The sequence below is a fragment of the Jiella soli genome (genome assembly GCF_020615385.1).
Taxonomy (GTDB): domain Bacteria; phylum Pseudomonadota; class Alphaproteobacteria; order Rhizobiales; family Rhizobiaceae; genus VKMB-3413.
This window is the reverse complement of sequence record NZ_JAJAVB010000033.1, coordinates 1-26,692: the sequence shown is the minus strand read 5'-3', so window position 1 is coordinate 26,692 and position 26,692 is coordinate 1. Positions and strand designations below refer to the sequence as shown.

The following is a 26,692-nucleotide window of genomic DNA, read 5'->3' as shown; positions in this document are numbered from 1 at the left end:
CGGGCGCGCGGGCGGGCGGGGATTTCCTCGGATCGAAGTTCGAGAAGCAGGTCGGGCATGGCTCGGCGGTTCCTCATCCTTCCGCGGCGCGGAAGGTCGGCGCGTCGGCGCCGGGATGGCTTGGCAGACGGACCGCCGCCCTCGCCCGCCGCATCGCGGCAGCCTCCCCGCCAGGGGGAGGCAGGGCGGAGTGTCAGCGGCCGCTCGGCATTCGCCGCCGCTCTTCGACCACGGCAGGGATCGTGTCAAGGATGGCTTGGAGACCGCCATGGCGAACTCCGGCTCAGGCGGCGCACCGGGCCTTAAAGCGTCCCCCTCCAGGCCCGTCGCATGGCAGTGGCGGAACATGCACGCTTCGTCATTCTCGGGCTTAGTCCCGAGAATTCCGAGATCGTCGGGCGTTATCGCCGAAATCGCGCAAGGCCGCAGTGGCAGGCGCCGCGACCGTGGCCCTGGATTCTCGGGGCGGGGCCGGAGAATGACGGCACAGGGGCTGCCCGAGAGCGCCTGATCCCGATCTGGGCCGCCCTACAAGAACGGCGCGGGCCCTTTCGGGACCCGCGCCGTTCGTTCTTACCCGTTCTGCCAGAGCGATCAGGCCGCGGCGCGGTCTCCCGCCGCATTGGCCTTGGAGCCCACCACGTGGAAGATCAGCCGATCGGAGCCGGCGGTGATCTTCACGTTGTTCTCGTCCTTCACCTCGCCCATCAGGATCTTCTCGGCGAGCGGGTCCTGGAGCTCGCGCTGGATGACCCGCTTCAGCGGGCGCGCGCCATAGGCGGGATCGTAGCCCTTCTGCGCCAGCCATTCGCGGCCGCTCTCGTCCAGTTCCAGATGGATCTTGCGGTCGGCGAGCAGCTTTTCGAGCCGCCCCATCTGGATGTCGACGATCGCGCCCATCTCGGAGCGATGAAGCCGGTGGAACAGGATCACCTCGTCGACGCGGTTGAGGAATTCCGGCCGGAACGAGGCCCGGACCACCTCCATCACCTGTTCGCGCGCCGCCTCGGCATTCTCGTCCTCGCGCAGCGCCACCAGATATTCGGCCCCGAGATTGGAGGTCATGATGATCATGGTGTTGCGGAAGTCGACCGTGCGCCCCTGCCCGTCCGTCAGCCGCCCGTCGTCAAGCACCTGCAGGAGGACGTTGAAGACGTCGGGGTGAGCCTTCTCGATCTCGTCGAACAGGATCACCTGATAGGGCCGGCGGCGGACCGCTTCCGTCAGCGCGCCGCCTTCCTCGTAGCCGACATAGCCCGGAGGCGCGCCGATCAGCCGGGCGACCGAGTGCTTCTCCATGTATTCGGACATGTCGAGCCGGACCATCGCCGCCTCGTCGTCGAAGAGGAAGTTGGCGAGCGCCTTGGTGAGCTCGGTCTTGCCGACGCCGGTGGGGCCGAGGAAGATGAACGAGCCGATCGGCCGGTTCGGGTCCTGGAGACCCGCCCGGGCACGCCGCACGGCCTTCGACACGGCCTGCACCGCCTCGCCCTGGCCGACGACGCGCTTGCCGATCGCGTCTTCCATGCGCAGGAGCTTGTCGCGCTCGCCCTCCAGCATGCGGTCGACCGGAATGCCGGTCCAGCGCGAGACGACCTGCGCGACGTGGTCGGCGGTGACGGTCTCCTCGACCATCTGGCCCGTCTTGGCGCCGTCGTTCGCCTCGGCGTTCTTCAGCTCGGCCTCGAGCTTGGGAATGATGCCGTAGGCGAGCTCGCCCGCCCGCTGGAACTCGCCCTTTCGCTGGGCGATGGCGAGCTCGTTGCGCGCCTCGTCGAGCTGGCGCTTCAGCTCCGCCGCCGCGCCGAGCTTCGACTTCTCGGCCTGCCAGACCTGGGTGATCCGGTCGGACTCCTCCTCCAGATTGACGAGTTCGTCCTCCAGCCGCTCCAGCCGATCCTTGGAGGCGTCGTCCGTCTCCTTCTTCAGCGCCTCGCGCTCGATCTTCAGCTGCATGATGCGGCGGTCGATCTCGTCCAGCGCCTCGGGCTTGGAATCGACCTGCATCCGCAGGCGCGAAGCGCCCTCGTCGACGAGGTCGATGGCCTTGTCCGGCAGGAAGCGGTCGGTGATGTAGCGGTTCGACAGCTGCGCCGCCGCGACGAGGGCGGAGTCCGAGATCCGCACCTGATGGTGCTGCTCGTACTTCTCCTTGAGGCCTCTGAGGATCGAGATCGTGTCCTCGACCGTCGGCTCGGAGACAAAGACCGGCTGGAAGCGCCGGGCCAGCGCGGCGTCCTTCTCCACATGCTTGCGGTACTCGTCGAGCGTCGTCGCGCCGACGCAATGGAGTTCGCCACGCGCCAGAGCCGGCTTCAGGAGGTTGGAGGCGTCCATCGCGCCCTCACCCTTCCCGGCCCCGACAAGGGTGTGCATCTCGTCGATGAACAGAATGATCGAGCCGGCCGCGGCCGTCACCTCGGACAGCACCGACTTCAGCCGCTCCTCGAATTCGCCGCGATATTTCGCGCCGGCGATCAGCGAGCCCATGTCGAGCGCCATCAGCTTCTTGTCGCGCAAGGATTCCGGCACGTCGCCATTGACGATCCTGAGCGCCAGGCCCTCGGCGATCGCGGTCTTGCCGACGCCGGGCTCGCCGATCAGCACCGGATTGTTCTTGGTGCGCCGGGACAGGACCTGGATCGTGCGGCGAATCTCGTCGTCGCGGCCGATGACCGGGTCGAGCTTGCCCTCGCGCGCCGCGGCGGTGAGGTCGCGGGCGTATTTCTTCAGCGCGTCGTAGCCGCTCTCGGCCGAGGCGGTGTCGGCGGTGCGGCCCTGGCGCAGCTCGTTGATCGCCTCGTTGAGCCCGTTGGCGGTCACGCCCGCCTGCTTGAGCATGTCGGACGTCTTCGCCGTTTTCTCGATGGCGAGTGCAAGCAGCAGCCGCTCGACCGTGACATAGCTGTCGCCGGCCTTCTTGGCGATTTCCTCGGCGGTCGCGAAAACCTTGGCGAGCGGCTGGGCGAGATACATCTGCCCGGAGCCGCCGGAGACCTTGGGCATGGCCTTCAGCGCCGCCTCGACGGCGAGCCGCACTTCCTGCGGCCGGCCGCCCGCCTTTTCGATCAGACCGGCGGCGAGGCCCTCCTCGTCGTCGACCAGCACCTTCAGAAGATGCTCGGGCGCGAACTGCTGATGGTCGCTGGAGGCCGCAAGCGTCTGCGCCGCCTGAACGAAGCCGCGAGCCCGCTCGGTGTATTTCTCGATATTCATCGTGTCATCTCTCCTTCGTCGCATCGCCCGCATTGCGGCGCGACGCGCGCGTCACTGGAGTTCGGCCCCCATGATCGGCGAGCCGTCCAGGCCGAATATGGGAGGAAGACCGAAGCCGAAAAAGAGGGACGCGCGGCAATCGTTGCAAAAATGTTACGGTCACGGGAGCTCCAGTCGAAAAGCCGATCGGACCCTCCCGATCCCATGTCTAGTCGCGCACCGCCTTGATCTCGATCACGAAGCCGCTTGCCGGCAGCGCCGGCATCTCGGAAAGATCGACGCCGAGATCCTGCGCCGGCACGTCATAGTCGACCTTGTGGACGATCACCGCGAGCATCGCCTTCATCACGGCGATGGTCAGCCATTCGCCCGGGCACCGATGATTGGCGACGTGTTCGCCGCCGCCCTGCGGGATCATGGTGAAGGCGTTGCCCGGCCAGTCCAGGAAGCGCTCGGGCCGGAAGGCTTCGGCTCCAGGGAAGGACCGCTCGTCATGCGTGGTGCCGTAGAGGTCGAGCATGAAGCGCTCGCCGGTCTCGAACCCGTGGCCCCGCCAGGAGAAGGGCTCGCGCGCGATCCCCGCTACCCCGGGGAAGAACGGCGTGGTGCGGCGCACCTCCTGAACGAAGGCTTCGAGGAAGGCATCATCGCCTTCGAGCCTCGCGCGCGCCTCCGGATGGTCGTGCAAGGCCAGCATGGTGAAGGTCATGAAGCGGGCGACGGCGACGGTCGGGCGCAGGATGTTCAGCATCTCCACCGCGCAGATGTCGAGGTCGAGCGGCTCGCCGTCGAGGTCGCGGTGCCAGGCGATGACATGGGTCGCGCTGTCCTGCGGCGGCTTGCGGAAGCCGGCCCGCACCTCCTCCACGACCTTGCGCATCAGCGCCTCCGAATGGTGGCGCCTGGCACGGGCGATCCAGTTCGAGGGCCCGATCGAGCCGGCATTTGCGATCATGGCCCCCATCTCGTCGATGAGGGTGGAAAGTTCATCCGGCTCTAGCTCGACGCCGGCCCAGCGGCAGACGGCACGGCCGAGGACGATCCGGAATTCGTCGTGGAGCCTGACCGCGCCCTGGCCGCGGAGGGTCTTCAGACGTTCCGTCAGCTCTTCCGCCGAAAGCCGGGCGATGTCGGCGAGGCGCTCCGGCGTCATCATCGCCATGAACATGGTCTTGCGGTGCCGGTGCGCCTCGGTGTCGAGCGTGGCGACGCTGCCCTCGTCCTGGAGGAGGTGGAGGACGAAGTCCGGCAGGGCGCCGTTGCGGGTGAACCGGTCGGGTTCATAGAACATCTTCGCCGCCTCGGCCCCGCGCAGGCAGTAGAATTCTTCGCCGAAGAGGCGGGTCGCGAAGATATCGGTGTCGAGTTCCCGGCATCGGTTCGAGACGAAGGAATAGCCCTCACTCTTGAAGGCGATTGAACTGTCGATGGCGGGGTCGCGCGGGATGTCTGCCATGGGATGTCTCCTTCAGAAGTCTATTGGGGGATGCGGCGCCAGGACCGAGCGGTCGAGACCCCGCACCGCGCGCCGGCCGGAGAGGCCGAGCGTCAGGTCGAAATCCGCGGCGAGATTGTCGATCACCGCGCGCACGCCGGCCTCGCCGGCAAGCGTGAGGCCGAAGACATAGCGCCGGCCGAGCAGGACGGCCGCCGCACCGAGGGCAAGCGCCTTCACGATGTCCGCGCCGGTGCGGATGCCGCTGTCGAAAAGGACCGGAACCTTGCCCGCGACCCCCTCGGCGACGAGCGGCAGCCGGTCGAGCGCGGCGGTCGCGCCGTCGACCTGGCGGCCGCCATGGTTGGAGACGACGATACCATCGACACCGCAGTCCAGCGCGCGTCGGGCGTCGTCGGGATGCAGGATGCCCTTCACGAGTAGCGGCAGGCGCGTCTTTTCGCGCAGGGCCGCGAGCTTCTCGAAGGACAGATCCGTCCGCGCATAGATCGCCAGGAAGCGGCGGATGGCGTTGGCGAGCTGGCGCGGCGGGATCGGCCGGCCCGACCGGCCGCGGCTGACCCTCAGCAGTTCGACGAGTGCCGCCGCCGCACCGAGCCGCGGCCGCAGCAACGGGCCGATCTCCTCTTCCGCGACCGACAGCGTTTCGAAAACGGGATCGGAAAGATAGTTGGCGATCCCGCGCCCGCGCAGGAACGGCAGGGAGCCACGATCGAGGTCGCGGCTTCGCCAGCCGAGTTCGGTCGTATCGAGCGTGACGACGATCGCGTCGTAGTCAGTGCGTTCGGCCCGGGCAATGAAGCTGTCCACCAGTTCGTCGCGCGACGACCAATAGAGCTGAAACCAGCGCGGGCCGGAGCCCGAGGCCTTTGCCACCTCCTCCATGGGATAGGAGCCCTGGTTGGATGTGACGAAGGGGATGCCGGTGGCCGAGGCGGCACTTGCGGCGGCGAGATCGGCCTCGCGATGCGCCAGTTCGAGGACGCCGACCGGGCCGAGCAGGAAGGGAAGCGGTAGACAGCGCCCGAGAAGCTGGACGGACAGGTCGCGGCAGGAGACGTCCCGCAGCATGCGCTGGACGATCGGATACCGGTCGAAGGCGGCGCGGTTTGCGGCCATGGTTCGCTCGGCGCCGGCGCCGCCGAGGATATAGGCGCCGGCCTTTGCCCTCAACTTCCGGCGGGCCGCCTGCTCCAGCCTTGCCGAGCCGACCGGCACGGCGGCCGTGCGTCCGACGAGGCCAGCGGAATAGATTTCGGTTTGGCGGCGGCGGCCGAGGGACGGCATCTCGATGCGGCTCTAAACGGTGGGGGGCAATTCAAGACCATTATGATCGAATCACGCCGGCCGTTCCGCTCGAAGGTCCGGCGAGTGCAAAGGCACCTAACGAGAGATCGGAGATTTCGGCGGATGCCGGCGCTTCCTTCAGGGCCCGCGGCAGGTGCCGGACTCACCGGCGGGCCGCCCGGCGCGGCCGCCGCGCGGCTGCCGATGATCCGAACGAAAAAGGGCGCCGCGATGACGCAGCGCCCTATCTCATGATCCGGTTATGGTCGCGGCCGAAGCAGCGGAACGGTCAGCCGTTGGAAGCCATCAGGAAGGCCGGCAGTTCGTTGCCCTCGCCATCCTTGGCGCTGCCGTTTCCGCCCTCGCCATCGTCATCGGACTTCTTCTTGCGCGGCCGCCCCCGGCGCTTCGGCGCGGCATCGTCCGCCGGCTCTTCGCTTGCCTTGGAGCTGCGCTTGCGCGGGCCCGCGGGCTTCTCCGCGGCCGCATCGTCCGCATTGCCGGCGCCAGCGCCGGCCTCTGCGGCGTCCGCGCCCTGCATCTCGTCGCTGCGCTCGCGGCGCGGGCGGCCGCGGCGCTTCGGCCGTTCAGCCTGCGTCTCCTCGGAATTTTCCGCCACGGCGGCCGTCGCCTGCGTGGCCTCGACAGAAGCGTTCTCCGCCTGCCGGTCCTCGCGGGCCTGCCGCTCCTGACGACGCGGCCGCTCGCTCTGGCCCGACCCTTGCGGCTGCTGGTCCTCGGCGCCGCCCTGGTCGCTACCGGAGGCGCGATCCTGGACGATCACGGGCTGCGGGCCGGTTCCGTTCGGCTGGAACCGGTCGCGGCGATCGCGGTTGCGATCGCGATTGCGCTCGCGGTTCTCGCCGCCGTCGCGCGATCCGTTGAAATCGCGGCCGCCGCCGCCGTCGCGCTGTCCGTTGCCGGCACTCTGGGCGTTGCCGGCATTGCGATAGCCGCCGTCGCGACCGTTGCCGTCGCGCCCATTGTTGTTCTCGCGCCCGTTGTTGTTCTCGCGATTGTTGTTGTCGCGGAAATTCGGCTGCTGGCGACGATCGCCGCGATCCTGTCCGCGATCCTGATAATCGCCGCGATAGTTCGACGTCTCCATCTGGTCGTCGTCGTCGTCATCGCTGTCGTTGTCGCGGGTGTTCTGGTCGTCGCGCGGCTGAAACTGGGCCTGCGCCGCGGCGATGATTCGATTGTAGTGCTCGGCGTGCTGGAGATAGTTCTCGGCCATGACGCGATCACCGGAGGCGGAGGCGTCGCGCGCCAGTTGCGCGTATTTTTCCGCCACGTGCTGAGCCGAGCCGCGGATTTTCACATCCGGACCGTTCGACTCGTAATTCCGCGAAAGCGGGTTCGGACCCTTGCGCCCGCGACCACGCATACGGTTTTTCTGCTGCTGTCCTGGCCTCATGCTCTTCCTGTCTTTTGGATGGGCCAGCCGCACCGGCCTGGCCATAGCCAGAGACGCTTCGCGCGCCTCGAAGAGCGACTCCATCTGCGGAGACGCCGATAGAAATGTTAGTTTTGGTTTCGCCTGGCGATGAGCCCCGCCGGCCCGACGGACAGCCTTTCAGCCATCTCGAGCATCCCTCGGCCGCGCCGTTCGGGATGTCCCCCTCGATTTTTCTGCTTATTCATGACCCTAGTGGGGAAATCTTGCCGTCACAAGCACTTTCTCCGAATAGCGACGTTTCCGAACGGTTGTGTGACGAAGATGCGCCCTGAACCGATTTTTCGTCGCGTTGCGCCGCGAAACCGAGCACGCGCACCAGCCCGGAAAGGTCGCGATGCCCCGCAATGGGCCTCAAGCCGCGATCGGAAAACACGGCCGAGACGTCGTCTTCCTGACCCGCGCCGATCTCGACCAGAATCGCGCCGTCATGCGCCAGTACGGATCGCGCAGAGGCTGCAATGGAGCGATAGGCTGAAAGGCCGTCATGGCCTCCGTCGAGGGCCAGAAGCGGGTCATGTTCGCGCACTTCGCGCGCCAGTGACCCGATATCCTCACTGCGAATATATGGGGGATTCGACACGATGAGATCAAGGGGCCCGCCGATCGCGGCGAGAAAATCTCCCACAGTGGCGAGCATTCTGTCCGCGACGCCGGCCGCCTCGGCGTTACGGAGAGCGGTGGCGAGCGCTCCTTGCGAGATGTCGACGGCAAGCGCCCGCGCGGCCGGAAAGAGGGCCAGAAGCGAGATCGCGATCGCGCCGGTCCCGGTGCCGAGATCGGCGAAGTGCAAGGTCTTCTGCCGCGCGAGGCGGTCCGCCATGAAGGTCCGGGCCGCTTCCACAAGCGTCTCCGTATCCGGCCGCGGCTCCAGCGTTTCCGGCGAAAGCAGGAATTCGTGCTCGTAGAAGGCGCGGCGGCCGATGATGCGATGCACCGGCTCGCCCGACAGGCGGCGATCCAGGAACTGCGCCAACCGCGCGCAGCCCGGTTCGGAGACCGGATCGCGCGAGAAGCCATGGACGCCGGCGGGCGCGATCCCCTCCGCTTCGGCCAGAAGCAGCCGCGCATCGAGGTCCGGCGTCGCCAAACCCGCGGCTCGCAGGGTCTGCGCGCTTTCGGCGAAGATCCGACCGAGGGTCCGGACGCCGGACGCCTCACTCATCGGCGCCGACGGCCGCGAGCTGGTGCGCCTGATGGTCGGAGATCAGCGCATCGACGAGTTCGTCCATTTCGCCCTCGATCACCCGGTCGAGCTTGTAGAGCGTCAGGTTGATGCGGTGGTCGGTGACCCGCCCCTGCGGGAAATTATAGGTCCGGATGCGCTCAGAACGGTCGCCGGAGCCGACCTGGCTCTTTCTGGCCGCCGAGCGCTCGTCGTCGGCGCGCTGGCGTTCGAGGTCGTAGAGCCGGGCCTTCAGGACCTGCATCGCCCGCGCCCGGTTCTGGTGCTGCGACTTTTCCGAGGAGGTGACGACGATGCCGGTCGGCAGATGGGTGATGCGCACGGCCGAATCGGTGGTGTTGACGTGCTGGCCGCCGGCGCCCGAGGAGCGCATCGTGTCGATGCGGATGTCTTCGGCCCTGACGTCGATATCCACTTCCTCGGCCTCCGGCAGGACAGCGACCGTCGCCGCGGAGGTGTGGATACGGCCGCCCGATTCGGTTTCTGGCACGCGCTGGACGCGGTGGACGCCGGATTCGAACTTCAGCTTGGAGAAGACGCCAGCCCCCTTGATCGAGGCGATCACTTCCTTGAAGCCGCCGACCTCGCCCTCGCTGGCCGACAGGAGTTCCACCTTCCAGCCGTTGAGTTCGGCGTAGCGCTGGTACATGCGGAAGAGGTCGCCCGCGAAGAGCCCGGCCTCGGACCCGCCGGTGCCGGCCCGGATTTCGAGGATCGCGCCCTTCTCGTCGGCGGCGTCCTTCGGCAAGAGCAGGATGCGGATTCGGCCGGTCAGCTCTTCCAGCCGCTCCTTCAGCTCGTCGATCTCGTCTTCGGCGAGCGCGCGCATCTCGCGATCGGCTGAAGGGTCGGCCAGGAGCTGGCGCGAGCCGGCAAGTTCTTCCTCGGCGCGCCGGAACTCGCGGATCGCAGCCACGACTTCTTCCAGCGAAGAATATTCGGCCGCAAGGCGAGAATAGACGTCGTGCTCCGGCCCCGACGCCATCTCGGCCTCGAGCTTGTCGTGGCGCGACAGGATTTCGTTGAGCGTTGCTGTCGGCAGGGTCGCCATGCTGTCCTTGAATCGGGGTCTCGATGAATCGGGGCCGGTGCGGCGGTGCCGCGACACGGGTCGGATCGAATCGGGCCGCCCTGGCGCGGCTCCGACGATGCCCCGCTAATATGGTATCGCGTGAGCCTTGGCGAAATCCATGAGCTGCTGTCGCAGCGTGCGCCCGGGACGCGCCTCCAGAAGATGCTCGTCCATCACCTCGGTCAGTCTGCCGGCGTCGAGCGCGACGATCATCGCCTTCACCGGCCCGATCGAGGGCGGCGCCATGGAGATGGAGCGGAAGCCGAGGCCGATCAACGCCATCGCCGAGAGCGGACGGCCCGCCATCTCGCCGCACAGGGTCACCGGCACGGCGTGGCGGTTGCCCGCGTCGAGGATCATCTTCAGCGCCCGGAAGAACGGTGCCGACAGATCGTCGAAGCGGCCGGCGACGCGCGTATTGCCGCGATCCACCGCGCTGAAGAACTGGAACAGATCGTTCGAGCCGACCGACACGAAGTCGAGCGACGCCATCAGCGCATCGAGCTGGAACAGGAGCGCGGGCACCTCGATCATCGCCCCGATCTTCAGGTCCCGCGGCAGCGTATAGCCGAAGCGGCCGAGATGGGTCAGCTCGCGATCGATCAGCTCGCGGGCGCGGCGCACCTCCGACACGTCGGTCACCATCGGGAACATGACGCGCAGCTCGCGCCCGGACGCGGCCTTCAAAAGCGCGCGAAGCTGCGTGCGCATCAGGCCCGGCCGGTCGAGTGCGAGCCTGAGCGCCCGGTAGCCGAGCGCGGGATTCTCCTCCGACGCCTGGCTGAGATAGGGCAACACCTTGTCGCCGCCGACATCGAGCGTGCGGAAGGTCACCGGCCGGCCGGCCGCCGCGTCGAGGACCGCCGAATAGAGCCGTTCCTGGTCGCTCGCCCGCGGCATGGTCGAGGCGACCATGAACTGCAGCTCGGTGCGGAACAGGCCGATGCCCTCGGCGGCCGATTCGTCGAGCTGCGGCAGATCGACGAGCAGCCCGGCATTCATCTGCAGGTGGATGTCGACGCCGTCCTTGGTGCGCGAGGGCACGTCGCGCAGCGAGCGGTAGCGCTGCTGGCGCTCGGCGCGGAAGCGCACCTTGTCGGCGAACAGCGCCTCGATCTCCTGCGGCGGGCGCAGATGGACGCTGCCATCCTCGCCGTCGACGATGATCGCGTCGCGGTTCTCCGACATCGAGACCGCGCCCTTGACCTGGCCGACGACCGGCACGCCGAGCGCCCTCGCCACGATCACGACATGGCTGGTCGCCGCGCCCTCTTCGAGGACGAGGCCGCGGATCTGGCCGCGGCGATAGTCGAGAAGTTCGGCCGCGCCCATCTGGCGGGCGACGACGACGGCGTCGGTGAGCTCCGACAGATCGTCCTCGCCGCGTCCGATCAGCTGCCGCAGGAGCCGGTTGGCGAGATCGTCGAAATCGTGCAGCCGCTCGCGGATATAGGGATCGGTGAGGTGCATCATGCGCGCGCGCATGTCGGACTGCACCTTCTCAACCGCCGCCTCGGCGGTCAGCCCGTTGCGCACCGCCTCCTCCAGCCGGCGCACCCAGCCGCGGTCGTGGGCGAACATGCGATAGGCTTCGAGCACCGCCCGGTGCTCGCCCTCGCCGGCGATGTCGCGCCGCGCCAGCATGTCCTCGATCGAGACCCTGAGGAAGCCGAGCGCTTCGCCGAGCCGGTCGACCTCCACCTCGGCGTTCTCGTTGAAGAGGTTGGTGACGACGACACGGGGCTCGTGGAGGACGACCCGGCCAATGCCGATCCCCTCCGACAGCGCCACGCCCTCGAAGCTGACCGGCCGCGTCAGGTCCAGTGCCACGCCCGGCCGCGTCAGCCCTTCGAGGCCGCCCGCGGCGATCATTTCGGCAACGACCATCGCCACCGTCTCGAGCGCCTCGGACTCCTCGTCGCGATAGACCCGCGCCGACTTGTTCTGCACGACGAGCACGCCGAGCGTGCGTCCCGCCCTCAGGACCGGCACGCCGAGGAAGGAGTTGAAGATCTCCTCGCCGGTCTCCGGCAGGTAGGTGAAGGCCGGATGCTTCTGCGCGTCGGACAGATTGAGCGGACGCGCGGTCGCGGCGATCGTGCCGACGAGGCCTTCGCCGAGGCGCAGCTGCGCAAGATGGACGGAGCCGGGATTGAGGCCTTCGGTGGCGTAGAGTTCCAGCACCGCGTCGGCCCTGAGAACGTAGAGCGAGCAGACCTCGGCCACCATGTTCTGGGCGATCAGCCTGACGATCTGATCGAGGCGCGTCTGCGGATCGAGGCGCTCGGCCATGAGCTCCCGGATGCGGCGCATGAGGACGCGCGGACCTGACATGTCGTTTCTGATCAACGCGGTCTTCCGTTTCCGGCGATAAGCCTCGTCCGCCCGAGGGCCGACCCCCGGCCCGCCCGTATCAGATCACAATTCCGCGACTCTCCCAAACAAGGGAAGGCGCGACAAGGTCTCAAGCACGTTGCCCGCTGGCCTGATAGCGATCACAACCGTCGGCTTCAAGCCTTCCGTTCACGCCTTGTCGAGGCCGTAGACCGAGTGCAGCGTGCGCACGGCGAGTTCGGTAAAGTCTCCGTCGATCAGGATGGAGATCTTGATCTCGGACGTGGTGATCGCCTTGATGTTGATGCCGCGGCTCGCCAGCGCCTTGAAGGCCGTGGCCGCAACGCCGGTATGGCTGCGCATGCCGACGCCGATCACCGAGACCTTGGTCAGACCCTGTTCGCTCTGGATGGCGTCGTAGCGCATCTCGGCCTTGGCCTTGTCGAGCACCGCGGTCGCCTTCGACAGATCGCCGACCGGGACCGTGAAGGTCATGTCGGTCGCCTCGCCCGATTCCGAGATGTTCTGGACGATCATGTCGACATTGACGCCCGCGTCGGCGAGCGGCCCGAAGATCGCCGCGGCCACGCCCGGCTGGTCCTGAACCCGCCTCAGCGAGATCTGCGCCTCGTCCTTGGCGTAGGCGATCCCTGTGACGACCTGCTGTTCCACGATCTCGTCCTCGTCGCAAATGAGCGTGCCCGGCGGGTTGTCGAAATCCCCCATGCCGGGCGCATCCGGGTCCTCGAAGGATGAGCGCACGAAGGTGCGCACCTTGTGTACCATCGCGAGCTCGACCGAGCGCACCTGCAGGACCTTGGCGCCGAGCGAGGCCATTTCCAGCATCTCCTCGAAGGAGATCTTCGCCATGCGCCGGGCTTTCGGCTCGATGCGCGGATCGGTCGTGTAGACGCCGTCGACATCGGTATAGATGTCGCAGCGATCGGCGCCGATCGCGGCGGCGACGGCGACGGCGGAGGTGTCCGACCCGCCGCGGCCGAGCGTTGCGATGCGGTTGTCCGGGGCGAGTCCCTGGAAGCCCGCGATGACGGCTACCTGGTCCTCGCCGAACCGCCGCACGATCTCCGAGGCGTCGATCTCCTGGATGCGGGCCGCGCCATGGGCGCCGTCGGTGCGGATCGGGATCTGCCAGCCCTGCCAGGAGCGGGCATTGACGCCCATCTCCTGCAGCGTGATCGCCAGGAGCCCGGCCGTTACCTGCTCGCCCGAGGCCACGACGGCGTCGTATTCGCGGGCATCATGAAGCGGCGAGGCCTGCCGGCACCAGCCGACGAGTTCGTTGGTCTTGCCCGACATGGCCGAGACGACGACCGCGCAGTGATGGCCGGCGTCGACCTCGCGTTTGACATGCCGCGCGACGTTGCGGATGCGGTCGATGTCGGCGACGGAGGTTCCGCCGAATTTCAGGACGAGACGGGCCATGGAAACGGTTCGGCGTCTGATGCCGGGCTCGAGCTCCGGCGCTGCGGGAAAACGATCTCGCTCCGCGGACATGAAGTCCGGCGGGCGGGCGTTCCCTAGCCGATGCGTCCGCAAACCGCAATCGGGACTGCTCAAGCACGTCGGGGAACCGGGTCCCGGGCCGAAATACCTGCGACATCGCGGCCCGACGGCACGGATGCGCTTGACTTTAGCGCCCGCGAAGAAACATCCCGGCCGACGGATTACGGCAAAGAGGGAACGCCGCCATGGAATTCGAGCGGGGCAGCACGATCGACAGCGGCGAGGTCGAACGCTTCTCGCGCCTGGCTCAGGAGTGGTGGAACCCCTCCGGCAAGTTCAAGCCGCTGCACAAGTTCAACCCGGTCCGGCTCGATTATATCCGCAGCGAAGTGGCGAAGAACTTCCAGCGCGACCCCGACGGGTCGCGGCCGCTCGCCGGGCTGTCGCTGCTCGATATCGGCTGCGGCGGCGGGCTGATCGCCGAGCCGATGGCGCGGCTGGGCGCGAGCGTCGTCGGCGCGGACGCGTCGGAGACCAATATCGAGGTCGCCAAGCTCCACGCCGAAGAGAGCGGACTTGCCATCGACTACAGGGCGACGACCGCCGAGGCGATCGCAGAGGGCGGCGAGCGCTTTGACGTGGTGCTCGCGCTGGAGATCGTCGAACACGTCGCCGATGTCGACTTGTTCCTGACCTCCTGCGCCGACATGGTGAAGCCGGGCGGCCTGCTCTTCGTCGCCACGATCAACCGGACGCTGAAGGCCCTGACCTTCGCGATCGTCGGCGCCGAATACGTGCTCGGCTGGCTGCCGAAGGGCACGCACCAATTTTCCAAGCTGGTGCGGCCGGAGGAGATTGCCCGGCCGCTGGAGCGGGCCGGCCTGTCGATGATCGACGAGACCGGCGTCGTCTATCACCCGCTGGCGGACGCCTGGCGCCCCTCGCGCGACACCGACGTCAACTACATGGTGCTCGCGCGCCGGCCCGGATAGGCGCTGCCGATCCCCGACCGCACAGGGCGGCCTCGGTGAACGTGGGGCGGAACCGGGATCGCCAGCCGCCCTCCGCCCTCCACAGCCATCCGACCCGCCGGCAGGGCGCCAACGACACCACGCCGCGCGCGACGGGATTGGTTGACAAATCAACTTCCCTATAGGCATGAGGGGCCGCTGCCAGTCGAGACTCGCAGTTCGGCACGTGCGGGCCCATACCCTCTGGCTCCTGCGGCCGCGTGAACCGGGATAGAGCCGCATCTATCTCGGTTCACTCTTTTTGCCCCGTTCATCTGTTCGGTCGAGGACGCTCCCGGAGCGCTACTGCGTCTTCGTCGGGCCGTCCGGCGAAGACGGCGCTTCGGCGGAGCCGGTTTCGGCGGCGGGTTCCGGTGGCGCGGACGCCGCATCGTCCGGAGCCGGAGCCGGAGCCGGCCCGCCGGCCCCGTCCATGGGAGCCGACGGCGTGGGCGGAGCCGCAGGCGTGGGCGGAGCCGCGGGCGCCGTCGCTTCCGCCGGCTCGGCGATGATCAGCCGCCACAGATCGTTGGTCGCCTCGCGGGCCTTGTCGAGCGGCAGGACCAGCCGGCCGGAATTCACCGCCTCGGTCAGCTCGTCGCGGAATCTGGCCGCGATCGCATCGCCGCCGGCCGCCGCGATTGAGGCCCAGCCATAGGCGCGCATGACGTTGCGCGGCATCGTGACCCCTTCGTAATAGGCGAAGGCAAGCCTGCGCACCGTCGGCCAGTCCTGCATCTGGAAGGCGCGGATCTCCGCCTGGCGCTGCTTTGTCCCGACCGGCGTCTGCCGCCATCTGGCGGCGGCATCGTCCTCGGCCGCGGCGATCTCGGCCGGGCTGAGGCGCGAGCGGACGGCGGCAAGGCTCTGCTCGGCCGGCCGCAGCCCGTCCGCCTTGGCGAGGGCCAGCGCCACATAGGTGCCGACGAGACCGTCCTGCGGGATCTTGGCGCCGGGGTCGAGCGCGAGCGCCCGCGCGAGCAGCGCGATCGCCGCCCGGTTGTCGGCGCGCGCCGGCGGAAGCAGCAGCGTGACCGCCCGCTCGATGTCCTGCGGCACGCCGCGACCCTCGATCAGCGTCTGCGCCACCGAGAGGATGTCGGAGAGCTGCGCGTCGGGACCGAGCGTCAGCTTGGCCGGATCGCGCAGCGCCAGCTTCGGCGCCGCGCCGGCGGCGACCGAGGGGTTCAGCGCCAGGATCGTGGCGGCGTCGATCGGCTGCTTTGCCGACAGGCGCGACAGGTCGAAGGGCTGGGCGGGCAGCAGCGTCACGGCGAGCCGGTCAGGCCGGGCGAGGAATGCCTGGACCGCCGCGGACCATTGCCGGGCAGCCGCCTTGAGTTCCGCCGTCTCGCCGCCCGAAAAGCCGTTGAACATCGAGGCAATGGCAATCCCCGCGGTCATCGAGGCGGCCGCACGCGCCTGCGGAGCGGTCATGCCCTGACCCGCTCCCACCACCTCGTAGAGCGCGGCGGCAAGCCCCGCATCGGTAAAGCTCGCGCTCGCGGAGCGGAGCCGGCCGGCGAGTTCCGGCGAGCCATTGCCGTCGCGGCCTTCCAACTCATCGAGCGGGACCAGGATGTGAAACCCGGCGACATCGGCCTGAAGGTCGAGCCGGCCGGCGCCGTCCATCCTGACATCGGCCTGAAGGTCGTAGTTCGCCTGCGCCGCGTCCATCGTGACCGTGACCGCCACGTCGCCGGTGACGATTTCGCGTCCCAGACGCTGCAGAACGGTGCGGACCGTCGGGTCGAGCGGCAGCGCCCGGGTGTCGATCACTACGTCCTCGAAGACCGCCTCCGCCGAGCCGATCCGTGCCTGGCCGACCCGCATGTGGAAGTCGTCGCGGTCCACTTGCAAGCCGTTGACGATCAGCGTGCGCATGATCGGATCATAGCGCCGCGACTGATAGGTGATTTCGGCAAGGCTCCGGGCGCCGGTGATGATCGCGTCGAAGAGATAGGGGCTGTAGGGCAGGAGCAGATCCGACAGGCTCCGGCTGCCTTCGGCCGCCGGCACCGTGATCGGCGACGGCCGCTCCTGGCCGGCCGAAGGGCCGACTGCGGCGAGCACCAGGGACAGTCCGACCATCCCTGCCGCGAAACTCGATCTCATGCTCACGACCTCCCGAACGCGCCCCGCCCGCAAGGCTAGCGCGAAACGCCGTTCACTCCAATCCTGACGATCCGATCAAGACATAAGCAACTCTTTATGTGGCCTTGTAGGCAGGGCCTCGTCCTGCTAAAGCCAGGACCTGACCGTCGGGCCGGAGGCCGGGCACACCATCTCCCACCAGAAGGGACAGCAGAGACATGACGACCACCCAAGACTATGTCGTGAAGGACATTTCGCTCGCCGACTACGGTCGCAAGGAGCTCGACATTGCCGAGACCGAAATGCCGGGCCTCATGGCCTGCCGCGAGGAGTTCGGCACCGACAAGCCGCTGAAGGGCGCCCGCATCACCGGCTCGCTGCACATGACGATCCAGACAGGCGTCCTCATCGAGACGCTCGTTGCGCTCGGCGCCGAGGTCCGCTGGGCCTCCTGCAACATCTTCTCCACCCAGGACCATGCGGCCGCCGCGATCGCCGCCGCCGGCATCCCGGTCTTCGCGATCAAGGGCGAGAGCCTCAAGGACTACTGGACCTACACCGACAAGATCTTCCAGTGGTCGGACGGCCAGCCGTCGAACATGATCCTCGACGACGGCGGCGACGCCACGATGTACATCCTCACCGGCGCCAGGGCCGAGGCCGGCGAGGACGTCCTGTCCAATCCGGGCAATGAGGAAGAGGAAATCCTCTTCGCGCAGATCAAGAAGCGCATGGAGGAGACCCCGGGCTTCTTCGCCAAGCAGCGCGACGCCATCAAGGGCGTCACCGAGGAGACGACGACCGGCGTCAACCGTCTCTACCAGCTGCAGAAGAAGGGCCTCCTTCCCTTCCCGGCGATCAACGTCAACGACAGCGTCACCAAGTCGAAGTTCGACAACAAGTATGGCTGCAAGGAATCGCTGGTCGACGGCATCCGCCGTGCCACCGACGTGATGATGGCCGGCAAGGTCGCGGTCGTCTGCGGCTATGGCGACGTCGGCAAGGGTTCGGCCGCCTCGCTCCAGGGCGCCGGCGCCCGCGTCAAGGTCACCGAGGTCGACCCGATCTGCGCCCTGCAGGCCGCGATGGACGGCTTCGAGGTGGTGCAGTTCGAGGACGTCGTCTCCTCCGCGGACATCTTCATCACGACGACCGGCAACAAGGACGTCATCCGCATCGAGCACATGCGCGCGATGAAGGACATGGCGATCGTCGGCAATATCGGCCATTTCGACAACGAGATTCAGGTCGGCGCGCTGCGCAACCTGAAATGGACCAACATCAAGCCGCAGGTCGACATGATCGAATTCCCGAAGGGGAATCGCATGCTGCTCCTGTCGGAGGGACGCCTGCTCAATCTCGGCAACGCCACCGGCCATCCGAGCTTCGTCATGTCGGCGTCCTTCACCAACCAGACGCTGGCCCAGATCGAGCTCTTCACGAAGGGCGATCAGTACCAGAACCAGGTCTATGTGCTGCCGAAGCATTTGGACGAGAAAGTTGCCCGGCTGCATCTCGGCAAGCTCGGCGCAAGATTGTCCGAGTTGTCGGAAGAGCAGGCAACCTATATCGGCGTGACCCCTCAGGGCCCATACAAGCCAGAGCATTACCGCTACTGACGCCGCAGGCGCGTTAACCACGATTCATAAAGGCCGCCGATCCGCAAGGGGTCGGCGGCCTTTCTTTATTGCCGACCTCGTCATCTTGTGCATTGCGCCCGACTCGCCCTGCGCTAAGATGGCCGAATCGTGGCACTAGAGGGGTTTTCGGACCGCCACGATGCAGATGCGTTGAGTTCAGTCTCACGAAGCGGCGGCAAGGACGAGGGCACACGCGAATGTCGGAGGCGGCAGGATCCGGGCGCGCAAGCGCTTACCGGACGAGAATGGATTCTGGTACAGCCTGTGAGTGCGGGACAGGAAGAGGCGTCGGCGGCACCGGCAGCTTCTTGCTTGCGGCCGGCTTGGCTCTGGTCGCGCGACCGACGGCGGCTCTCGCCATGGGTCCGATCGGTACGCAGGACTTTCCCGGCGTCATGAGCGACGTCGACATGTTGTACCTGTCGCTGCTCGCGCTGCTGGTCGGTACCGCGCTCATCGCCACCACCTTCCTGATCCGCCAGCGTGCCGCACTCGCCGCGGAAAACGAGACGCTACGCGCGAATCTCTACCAGTGCCGGGCGGAGACCGAGAGCCGGATGGCGCTTCTGGCCGCGGGCGACGAGCGGCTGCTCGTCTATGCCGGGCGCGGCGAACCCGAAGTCCTCGGTTCGCTTCCCGCCGAAAGCGCCGCACCGGTGGGCGATGATACCTTCCTTTCGTTCCGCGACTGGATCGCGCCCGAGGCCGCCATCCGCCTCGAGGATGCCATCACCCGGCTGCGCCAGAGCGCCGAGACCTTCTGCCTGGAGATCGACCGGCCGAACGGCTGGACGATCGAGGCGGTGGGCAAGACGGTCGGCGGCTATGCCGTCGTGCGCTTTGCGGCGCTCGAGGGCCTGCGCGATCGGATGCACGAATCGCAGCGGGCCGAGGCGCTGGCGCGCGCCACCATCGCGACCATGCAGAACCTCTTCGACCAGGCGCCGATCCCGATCTGGCTGCGCGACGAAGAGGGCCGCCTCACCTGGATCAACGACGCCTATGTGCGCTCGGTCGATGCCAAGACCGTGGACCAGGCCCTCGACCAGCAGATCGAGTTCCTGGGCGAGCACGACCGGATGCGGATCGCCACGGATGTGCGCGGAACCGGGCTGTTCTCGTCCAAGGTCTCGACTGTCGTCGAGGCCGACCGGCGCAATTTCAACGTCGTCGAAGCGGCCGGCCCGCTCGGCTCGGCGGGCCTTGCCATCGACGTCTCGGAGACCGAGCAGGTCCGCATGGAGCTGCGCCAGACGATCGACAGCCAGTCCGAGACGCTCGACCAGCTGGCGACCGCGGTCGCCCGCTTCGACGAAAGGACGCGGCTCGCCTATCACAATGCCGCCTTCCAGAAGCTCTTCGACCTCACCGACCTCTATCTCGAGAGCGAGCCGGATCACCTGTCGCTGCTCGACCACCTGCGCACCACCGGCATCCTGCCCACCGAGACGCTGTTTCGCTCGGAGATGCGCGAAAAGGACCTCGCCGCCTACCGGGCGACGGAGCCGACCGAGTCGATGTGGCATCTCACCGACGGGCGCACGTTGCGCGTCATCGCCGCGCCGCAGCCACGCGGCGGCGCGACCTGGGTGTTCGAGGACATTACCGAAAAGCTCGAGCTGGAAAGCCAGGTGAAGGCGACGGTGCTCCTGCAGCGCGAGACCATCGACTATCTGACCGAGGCCGTCGCGGTGTTCGGTAGCGACGGCAGGCTGCGCCTGTCGAACCCGGCCTTCGCCGAGATGTGGGGCTTCGATCCGACCTATCTCCAGGGCAAGCCGCGCATTCAGACGCTGCCGGACATGGCCAGCTCCGATGTCGTCGAGCCGGCCGACATGCCGCGCGGCCAGAGCAGCGGCTGGAAGCTCTTCAGCGAGGCGGTCACCGCCTTCGACGAGGCCGGACGCCAGACCGAGACCGGCGAGATCTCGCTTTCCAGCGAACACACCTTCGCCTACGGCATCGTGCCGCTGCCGAACGGGCAGACCATGTTGACCTTCTCCGACGTCACCGACGTCCGCGCGGCCGAGCGGATGCTGCGCGAACGCAATGACGCGCTGGAGCAGGCGAACCAGGTCAAGAACGACTTCGTCCAGCATGTGAACTACGAGCTGCGTTCGCCGCTGACCAACATCATCGGCTTCTCGGCACTCCTGCGCTCCCCGGAGACCGGGCCGCTGACCACGCGCCAGAGCGAATATCTCGACTACATCGCCTCCTCCACCTCGACCCTGCTGACGATCGTCAACGACATTCTGGATCTTGCCACCGTCGATGCCGGCATCATGGAGCTCGACCTGTCGGAAGTGGACATCGCAAAGAGCGTCGAACAGGCGGTGGACGGGGTGCGCGACCGGCTCGATACCGCCGACATCCGCCTCACCATCGATCTGTCCGAGGCGGGCGAGAGCTTTCTCGCCGACGGCCACCGGATCACCCAGATCCTGTTCAATCTTCTCTCCAACGCCGCGAATTTCGCGCCGAGCGGCTCGACTGTCGATCTCAAGGCGCGGCGCAAGGGCGGCATGATCAGTTTCGAGGTCACCGATCGCGGACCGGGCATCGCCAAGGAGCAGATCGACCGGATCTTCGATCGCTTCGAGGCCAATCCGAATGGCGGGCGCCAGTCCGGCGCCGGGCTCGGCCTGTCGATCGTCAAGAGCTTCGTGGAACTGCATCACGGCGTCGTCGACGTCGCCTCGACGCCCGGCCGCGGCACCACCGTCGTCTGCAGTTTCCCGCTCGGACGTATGCCGCCGGACGAAAGCGGCGAGACCGAAACCGGCTTCGAGGACGCCGCCGAATGAAGGCGCCGGAAACCGACAGCGCCGCCGGCGGCCTTGGCGCCCGGACCGAAGGGGGAGAGACCGTCCACCGGATCGAACTCGCCGACGCCGCGGCGACATGCCGGCTCGGCTCAGATCTCGCCCTTCTCCTGCGGCCGGGAGACCTCGTCGCGCTCGCCGGCGATCTGGGAGCCGGCAAGTCGACGCTTGCAAGGGCGGCGATCCGGACGATTGCGGACGATCCGGATCTCGAAGTCCCCTCTCCGACCTACACGCTCGTCCAGTCCTACGACACGGTCCCGCCGGTCGCCCATTTCGACCTCTACAGGATCGCCGACCCGGCCGAACTTGACGAACTGGGACTCGACGAGGCGAGACGCTCCGGCATCGTCATGGTCGAATGGCCGGAGCGCGACGGCGCCATCCTCGCGGAAGCGGCGGTCGTGGTGGAACTTGCGATGGCGCCGGAGGGCGGCCGCATCGCGACGATCACGGCACGCGGCGCCGCGGCCGGGCGCATCGCCCGCACGCTGGCGATCCGCGCCTTCCTCACTGAGGCGGGTCTCGGCACCGCCGAGCGCCACCGCTTCACCGGCGACGCCTCGACGCGACGCTACGAAACCCTCGAAGACGGCGGCGAGACGGTCGTCCTGATGGACGCTCCGCGCCAGCCGGACGGGCCGCCGATCAAAGACGGTCTGCCCTACAGCCGCATCGCCCATCTCGCCGAGGACGTCGTGCCCTTCGTGGCGCTCGCCGAGGCTCTGAGGAGCCGTGGCTTTGCGGCCCCGGCGATCCGTAGAGCCGATCTGGGCGGCGGGCTCCTGCTGCTCGACCATCTCGGCTCGGGCTCGGTGCTGGGCGCGGACGGCCGGCCGATCGCCGAACGCTACGAGGCGGCGGTCCTGTGCCTTGCCGAGCTGCACCGCTGCGAGTGGCCGTCGGAGCTGCCGGTTGAAGGCGGCATCGTCCACGCCGTCCCGCCCTACGACCGGCGCGCCATGCAGGCGGAGGTCGACCTCTTGATCGACTGGTACCTGCCCTTCGCCAGGAAGCGTCAGGCGACGCCCGACGAGCGGGCGCTGTACGGGGAAATCTGGCAGGCGCTCTTCGACGAACTCGAAGCGGCAGAGACCAGCCTGACGCTGCGCGACTTCCACTCCCCCAACATCATCTGGCGGCCGGAGGCCGAGGGCACGCCCCGGCTCGGCCTGATCGACTTCCAGGACGCGATGATCGGGCCGGCCGCCTATGACGTCGCCTCGCTCGCACAGGACGCGCGGGTGGACATTCCCGCCGAGCTCGAAGCCGCGCTCGTCAGCGCCTACATCGCCGCGCGCCGCTCGGCCCGTCCGGACTTCGACGCATTCGGATTCGAGCGCGACTACGCAATCATGGCAGCCCAGCGCGCCTCCAAGATTCTCGGCATTTTCGTCCGGTTGTGCGAGCGGGACGACAAGCCGCAATATCTGCGTCATATTCCGCGTCTTAAAGCCTATCTTCGACGCACGCTCGACCACCCGTCGCTGGCGGCGCTCCGTTCGCTCTATGCGGACTGGAGCGTTCTCGACGACCCGGCGGCCTTCCCAGCCTCAGGCAGACAGACGACATGACCCTTCGCACCGTCCCCCACAAGAAGCCGAAAAAGGCCATGGTGCTCGCGGCCGGCCTCGGCAAGCGCATGCGCCCGATCACCTCGACCATGCCGAAGCCGCTGGTCGAGATCCGCGGCAAGGCGCTGATCGACTACGGGCTCGACGCCCTTGCCCGCAACGGCGTCGAGACGGTAGTCGTCAACGTCCACTACCTGCCGGACCTGATGCGCGCTCATCTGAAGAAGCGCACCGACATGGAGATCGTGATCTCCGACGAGCGCGAGGAACTGCTCGATTCGGGCGGTGGCATCGTCAAGGCGCTGCCGCTGCTCGGCGACGAACCCTTCTATGTCGTCAATTCCGACACCTTCTGGATCGACGGCTATCGCGACAATCTCGATCTTCTGTCCGAACTCTGGGACGGCGCCAAAATGGACGTCTCGCTCCTGATCTCCGACATGCGCCAGTCGACGGGCTATGACGGGCGCGGCGACTTCGTCATGGATGCGGAAGGACGACTGACCCGCGTCGGCGAGCGCGACTTCTCGCCCTTCATCTATGCCGGTGCGGCGATCCTGAAGCCCGAAGTCTTCGCCGGCATGGCGGTGGAGAAGTTCTCCTTGAACCGGGTCTTCGACACGACCATCGAGGCCGGCCGGCTCTTCGGCGTGCGCCTCGACGGCGTCTGGATCACCGTGGGAACGCCGGCCGCGATCCGCGAGGCCGAGGCGGCGTTCCTGGCGAGTGCGGCGGCGTAGCGGCCCGCGCGCTCCATTCTTCCAGCGCGCGGGTTGACCCTGCATCAAACGTAGACTTACGTAAGAGAAGATGGGGCCGATCTAGACCTGGCAGGTCGCATGACAGATTGGTACTACGAAAGTAACGGCGCCTCCGTCGGCCCGCGAACGCGCGAACAGATCGAGGCGCTTCACGCCGACGGCGTCATCAAGCGCACGACGCGGGTCTGGAACGCGGCCTTCGGGAACGACTGGAAGCGGTTCGACACCATTGACGATCTGAGCGAGACGCCGCCCGCTGCCGCGCCTTCGGCCGGCCCGGTCACCGACGTCTATGTCTGGCTCGTCGCCGCCGTTCCAGTCGTCGGCGCGACGATCGAGACCCTGCTGGAGTTCGGCGCCGGCCTGAGCGGGATCGGCACGAACAGCATCTATCTCTACGCCGCGGTCAATCTGGCTCTTGGGGTGGCCGACAACCGGGCGATCAAGGCGGCGCGGCCCGATGCGAAACCGCCGAACGTCCTCGTGATGTTCCTGCTGGCACCGGCCTATCTGTTCATGAGGAGCCGGCGCCTGGGAAAGGGCCAGGAGCCATTCTGGGCATGGCTCGCATCCTTCGCCCTCAGCCTCGCGATCACCCTGGGCCTGTCGCCGGGCAAGACCTATTACGGCTTCGGGCTGCCGAGTTGCGACTCGGAAACGTCCGTCGCGCAGGTGCAGAGCCTGTTCCTCGCCCTTCCATCCAATACGACCGGTATCAAGGCGCAGGCGCTGGAAGCGATCGAGACCGTCAGAACGTCGCCGGAACGGAATTCGTGCAAAGCGAGGATCGTCGCATCCGACGGGCTGACCTATGCCGCCCGCTATGTGATCAGCGATCGCGACGGCATGATCTACTATGAACTCTCGGTCGACGGAACCGCTCCGGAGACAGGCGCCCCGGCGACGCAGACCGGATAGCCGCAAGTTCGGCCGAAAAGGCACCTGACCGGAAACAGGGGCTTTTGCGCGCCGGCCGGCCCCCTGTCTTGCCCGCCGATTTCCTGCCGGGTGCGCACTGCGACTGCCTCCGTCGTCGTCCGAACCACGAACCGCCCCTGCAATTCGGCGGCGGCGGGTGGAAGGAATTGCATTTGGATCGACCGGCGAAACGGGTGTAAGGGCAGGCCGAAGCCATAGAATATCCGAGGAACCGCCCATGCCCGCCTATCGCTCCCGCACCACCACCCATGGCCGCAACATGGCCGGCGCGCGCGGGCTGTGGCGCGCGACGGGCATGAAGGACGGCGATTTCGGCAAGCCGATCATCGCCGTCGTCAACTCCTTCACCCAGTTCGTGCCCGGCCATGTCCATCTGAAGGACCTCGGCCAGTTGGTCGCCCGCGAGATCGAACAGGCCGGCGGCGTCGCCAAGGAGTTCAACACCATCGCGGTCGACGACGGCATCGCCATGGGTCATGACGGCATGCTCTATTCGCTGCCGTCGCGCGAACTCATCGCCGACTCGGTCGAATACATGGTCAACGCGCATTGCGCCGACGCCATGGTCTGCATCTCCAATTGCGACAAGATCACGCCGGGCATGCTGATGGCGGCGCTCCGCCTCAACATCCCCGTCGTCTTCGTCTCCGGCGGACCGATGGAGGCCGGCAAGGTGATCCTGTCCACCGGCGAGAAGAAGGCGCTGGATCTGGTCGATGCCATGGTCGCGGCGGCAGACGACCGCGTTTCGGACGAGGACGTCCAGGTGATCGAACGCTCGGCCTGCCCGACCTGCGGCTCCTGCTCCGGCATGTTCACGGCGAACTCGATGAACTGCCTGACGGAGGCGCTCGGCCTGTCGCTGCCGGGCAATGGCTCGACCCTCGCAACCCATGCCGACCGCCGCCGCCTCTTCGTCGAGGCCGGCCATCTGATTGTCGACCTCGCCCGCCGCTATTACGAGCAGGACGACGCGTCCGTGCTGCCGCGCTCGATCGCGAGCTTCGCCGCCTTCGAGAACGCCATGACGCTCGACATCGCCATGGGCGGCTCGACCAATACCGTCCTGCATCTCCTCGCCGCCGCGCATGAGGGCGAGATCGACTTCACCATGGCCGACATCGACCGCCTGTCGCGGCGCGTGCCGGTGCTGTGCAAGGTCGCGCCGGCCGTCGCCAACGTCCACATGGAGGACGTCCACCGCGCTGGCGGCATCATGGCGATCCTCGGCGAACTCGACCGCGCCGGGCTGCTCGATACCAGTGTCGGCTCGGTTCATGCCGAGTCACTCGGCGACGCGCTCGATCGCTGGGACGTCGCGCGCACGTCGAGCACCACCGTTCACGACTTCTACCGGGCGGCGCCGGGCGGCGTGCCCTCGCAGACCGCCTTCAGCCAGGACCGCCGCTGGGACGACCTCGACCTCGACCGCGAGGCCGGCGCAATCCGCAATGCGGACCATGCCTTCTCGAAGGATGGCGGCCTCGCCGTTCTCTACGGCAACCTCGCGGAAGACGGCTGCATCGTGAAGACCGCCGGCGTCGACGCCTCGATCCTCACCTTCTCCGGCCCCGCTCGCATCTTCGAGAGCCAGGACGCATCGGTGAAGGCGATCCTCTCCAACCAGGTGAAACCCGGCGACATCGTGCTGATCCGCTACGAGGGCCCGCGCGGCGGCCCCGGCATGCAGGAAATGCTCTATCCGACGAGCTATCTGAAGTCGAAGGGCCTCGGCAAGGACTGCGCGCTGGTGACGGACGGGCGCTTCTCCGGCGGCTCCTCGGGCCTCTCCATCGGCCATGTCTCGCCGGAAGCGGCCGAAGGCGGCACGATCGGCCTCGTCAAGGAAGGCGACACGATCGAGATCGACATTCCCAACCGGCGCATCCATCTCGCCGTCGACGACGCCGAGATCGCCCGGCGCCGCGAGGCGCAGGAAGCCAGGGGCTGGAAGCCGGCCGAGCCCCGCACCCGCAAGGCGACCCAGGCGCTGAAGGCGTATGCCGCGCTGACCACCAGTGCCGCCAAGGGCGCCGTGCGGATGGTGGATTAAAGATACCGGTTGCGTCCGGAGGGTAACCTAGTTGACCAAATACCTGCGCGTGAAGAGCTGACATTCTCCATGCGATGCGCCCGAACAGATTTAGGAAATCACGCCGAATAGAGTTCTAGTGTTTAGTAGTCGCAGCCTGATGTATGTGGAAAAGCGATCCGGGAGCCGCCGTGAAACGCGTTAGATTCACAATACAGAAAGTTGCCTCACTGATTAAGAGTCCGTTTGAGAATGGTATCAATGGCTGATGCGTCGGAGCAGGAGGCTTCCCATGGCGACATGGATCATGGCTTCCGAGACGTCGATGCGCTGTTCGTAATCACGC

16 protein-coding genes and 1 pseudogene are annotated in these 26,692 nt (G+C 67.3%); 7 read left to right on the top strand and 10 right to left on the bottom strand.

Annotation, left to right across the window (positions count from 1 at the left end; translation table 11 throughout):
• Positions 1-594: 594 nt before the first annotated feature.
• The 8 genes from clpB to LH400_RS21450 form a co-directional block, all read right to left on the bottom strand.
• Positions 595-3,216 (bottom strand): ATP-dependent chaperone ClpB, encoded by a 2,622-nt coding sequence (gene clpB, locus LH400_RS21485; protein ID WP_229155442.1) that lies wholly within the window; start codon positions 3,214-3,216, stop codon positions 595-597.
• A gap of 208 nt (positions 3,217-3,424) precedes the next feature.
• On the bottom strand, positions 3,425-4,672 hold the full coding sequence (locus LH400_RS21480) for a cytochrome P450 (protein WP_229155440.1): 1,248 nt from the start codon (positions 4,670-4,672) through the stop codon (positions 3,425-3,427).
• 12 nt (positions 4,673-4,684) lie between these two features.
• Positions 4,685-5,959, bottom strand: a complete 1,275-nt coding sequence (locus LH400_RS21475) for an alpha-hydroxy-acid oxidizing protein (protein ID WP_229155439.1) — start codon at positions 5,957-5,959, stop codon at positions 4,685-4,687.
• Between the two features lie 289 nt (positions 5,960-6,248).
• Entirely contained in the window at positions 6,249-7,346 is a 1,098-nt protein-coding gene (locus tag LH400_RS21470) for a DUF4167 domain-containing protein (protein ID WP_229155481.1), read from the bottom strand.
• A 253-nt stretch (positions 7,347-7,599) separates the two neighbouring features.
• A complete protein-coding gene (gene prmC, locus LH400_RS21465; RefSeq protein ID WP_229155437.1) occupies positions 7,600-8,580 on the bottom strand; it encodes a peptide chain release factor N(5)-glutamine methyltransferase in 981 nt (326 codons plus the stop codon).
• On the bottom strand, positions 8,573-9,652 hold the full coding sequence (gene prfA, locus LH400_RS21460) for a peptide chain release factor 1 (RefSeq protein ID WP_229155436.1): 1,080 nt from the start codon (positions 9,650-9,652) through the stop codon (positions 8,573-8,575). Before prfA ends, prmC begins: the two co-directional genes overlap by 8 nt.
• 105 nt (positions 9,653-9,757) lie before the next feature.
• Entirely contained in the window at positions 9,758-12,019 is a 2,262-nt protein-coding gene (ptsP, locus tag LH400_RS21455) for a phosphoenolpyruvate--protein phosphotransferase (protein ID WP_229155479.1), read from the bottom strand.
• A gap of 177 nt (positions 12,020-12,196) precedes the next feature.
• Entirely contained in the window at positions 12,197-13,450 is a 1,254-nt protein-coding gene (locus tag LH400_RS21450; RefSeq protein ID WP_229155434.1) for an aspartate kinase, read from the bottom strand.
• A 266-nt stretch (positions 13,451-13,716) separates the two neighbouring features.
• Here LH400_RS21450 and ubiG point away from each other — a divergent pair, with 266 nt between their 5' ends.
• Positions 13,717-14,463 (top strand): bifunctional 2-polyprenyl-6-hydroxyphenol methylase/3-demethylubiquinol 3-O-methyltransferase UbiG, encoded by a 747-nt coding sequence (gene ubiG / locus LH400_RS21445; RefSeq protein ID WP_229155432.1) that lies wholly within the window; start codon positions 13,717-13,719, stop codon positions 14,461-14,463.
• A 321-nt stretch (positions 14,464-14,784) separates the two neighbouring features.
• On the opposite strand, the gene LH400_RS21440 is transcribed toward ubiG, so the two are convergent.
• On the bottom strand, positions 14,785-16,596 hold the full coding sequence (locus LH400_RS21440; RefSeq protein ID WP_229155431.1) for an aq_1923 C-terminal domain: 1,812 nt from the start codon (positions 16,594-16,596) through the stop codon (positions 14,785-14,787).
• Positions 16,597-16,793: 197 nt separating this feature from the next.
• Here LH400_RS21440 and ahcY point away from each other — a divergent pair, with 197 nt between their 5' ends.
• From ahcY to ilvD, 6 genes are all read left to right on the top strand, one after another.
• Complete coding sequence (gene ahcY / locus LH400_RS21435) at positions 16,794-18,194, top strand: adenosylhomocysteinase (RefSeq protein ID WP_229155429.1); 1,401 nt, start codon at positions 16,794-16,796, stop codon at positions 18,192-18,194.
• A gap of 380 nt (positions 18,195-18,574) precedes the next feature.
• On the top strand, positions 18,575-21,022 hold the full coding sequence (locus LH400_RS21430) for a PAS domain-containing sensor histidine kinase (protein WP_229155428.1): 2,448 nt from the start codon (positions 18,575-18,577) through the stop codon (positions 21,020-21,022).
• Positions 21,019-22,614 carry a tRNA (adenosine(37)-N6)-threonylcarbamoyltransferase complex ATPase subunit type 1 TsaE gene (gene tsaE / locus LH400_RS21425; RefSeq protein WP_229155427.1) on the top strand — a complete coding sequence of 532 codons (1,596 nt, stop codon included), beginning with the start codon at positions 21,019-21,021 and terminating at the stop codon, positions 22,612-22,614. Before LH400_RS21430 ends, tsaE begins: the two co-directional genes overlap by 4 nt.
• On the top strand, positions 22,611-23,354 hold the full coding sequence (locus LH400_RS21420) for a nucleotidyltransferase family protein (protein WP_229155420.1): 744 nt from the start codon (positions 22,611-22,613) through the stop codon (positions 23,352-23,354). Before tsaE ends, LH400_RS21420 begins: the two co-directional genes overlap by 4 nt.
• Before the next feature lie 99 nt (positions 23,355-23,453).
• A complete protein-coding gene (locus LH400_RS21415) occupies positions 23,454-24,293 on the top strand; it encodes a DUF4339 domain-containing protein (RefSeq protein WP_229155419.1) in 840 nt (279 codons plus the stop codon).
• A gap of 238 nt (positions 24,294-24,531) precedes the next feature.
• Positions 24,532-26,367, top strand: a complete 1,836-nt coding sequence (ilvD, locus tag LH400_RS21410) for a dihydroxy-acid dehydratase (RefSeq protein WP_229155418.1) — start codon at positions 24,532-24,534, stop codon at positions 26,365-26,367.
• 237 nt (positions 26,368-26,604) lie between these two features.
• On the opposite strand, the pseudogene LH400_RS21405 reads toward ilvD, so the two are convergent.
• Positions 26,605-26,692: pseudogene (locus tag LH400_RS21405) on the bottom strand (IS5/IS1182 family transposase); the annotation flags it as partial.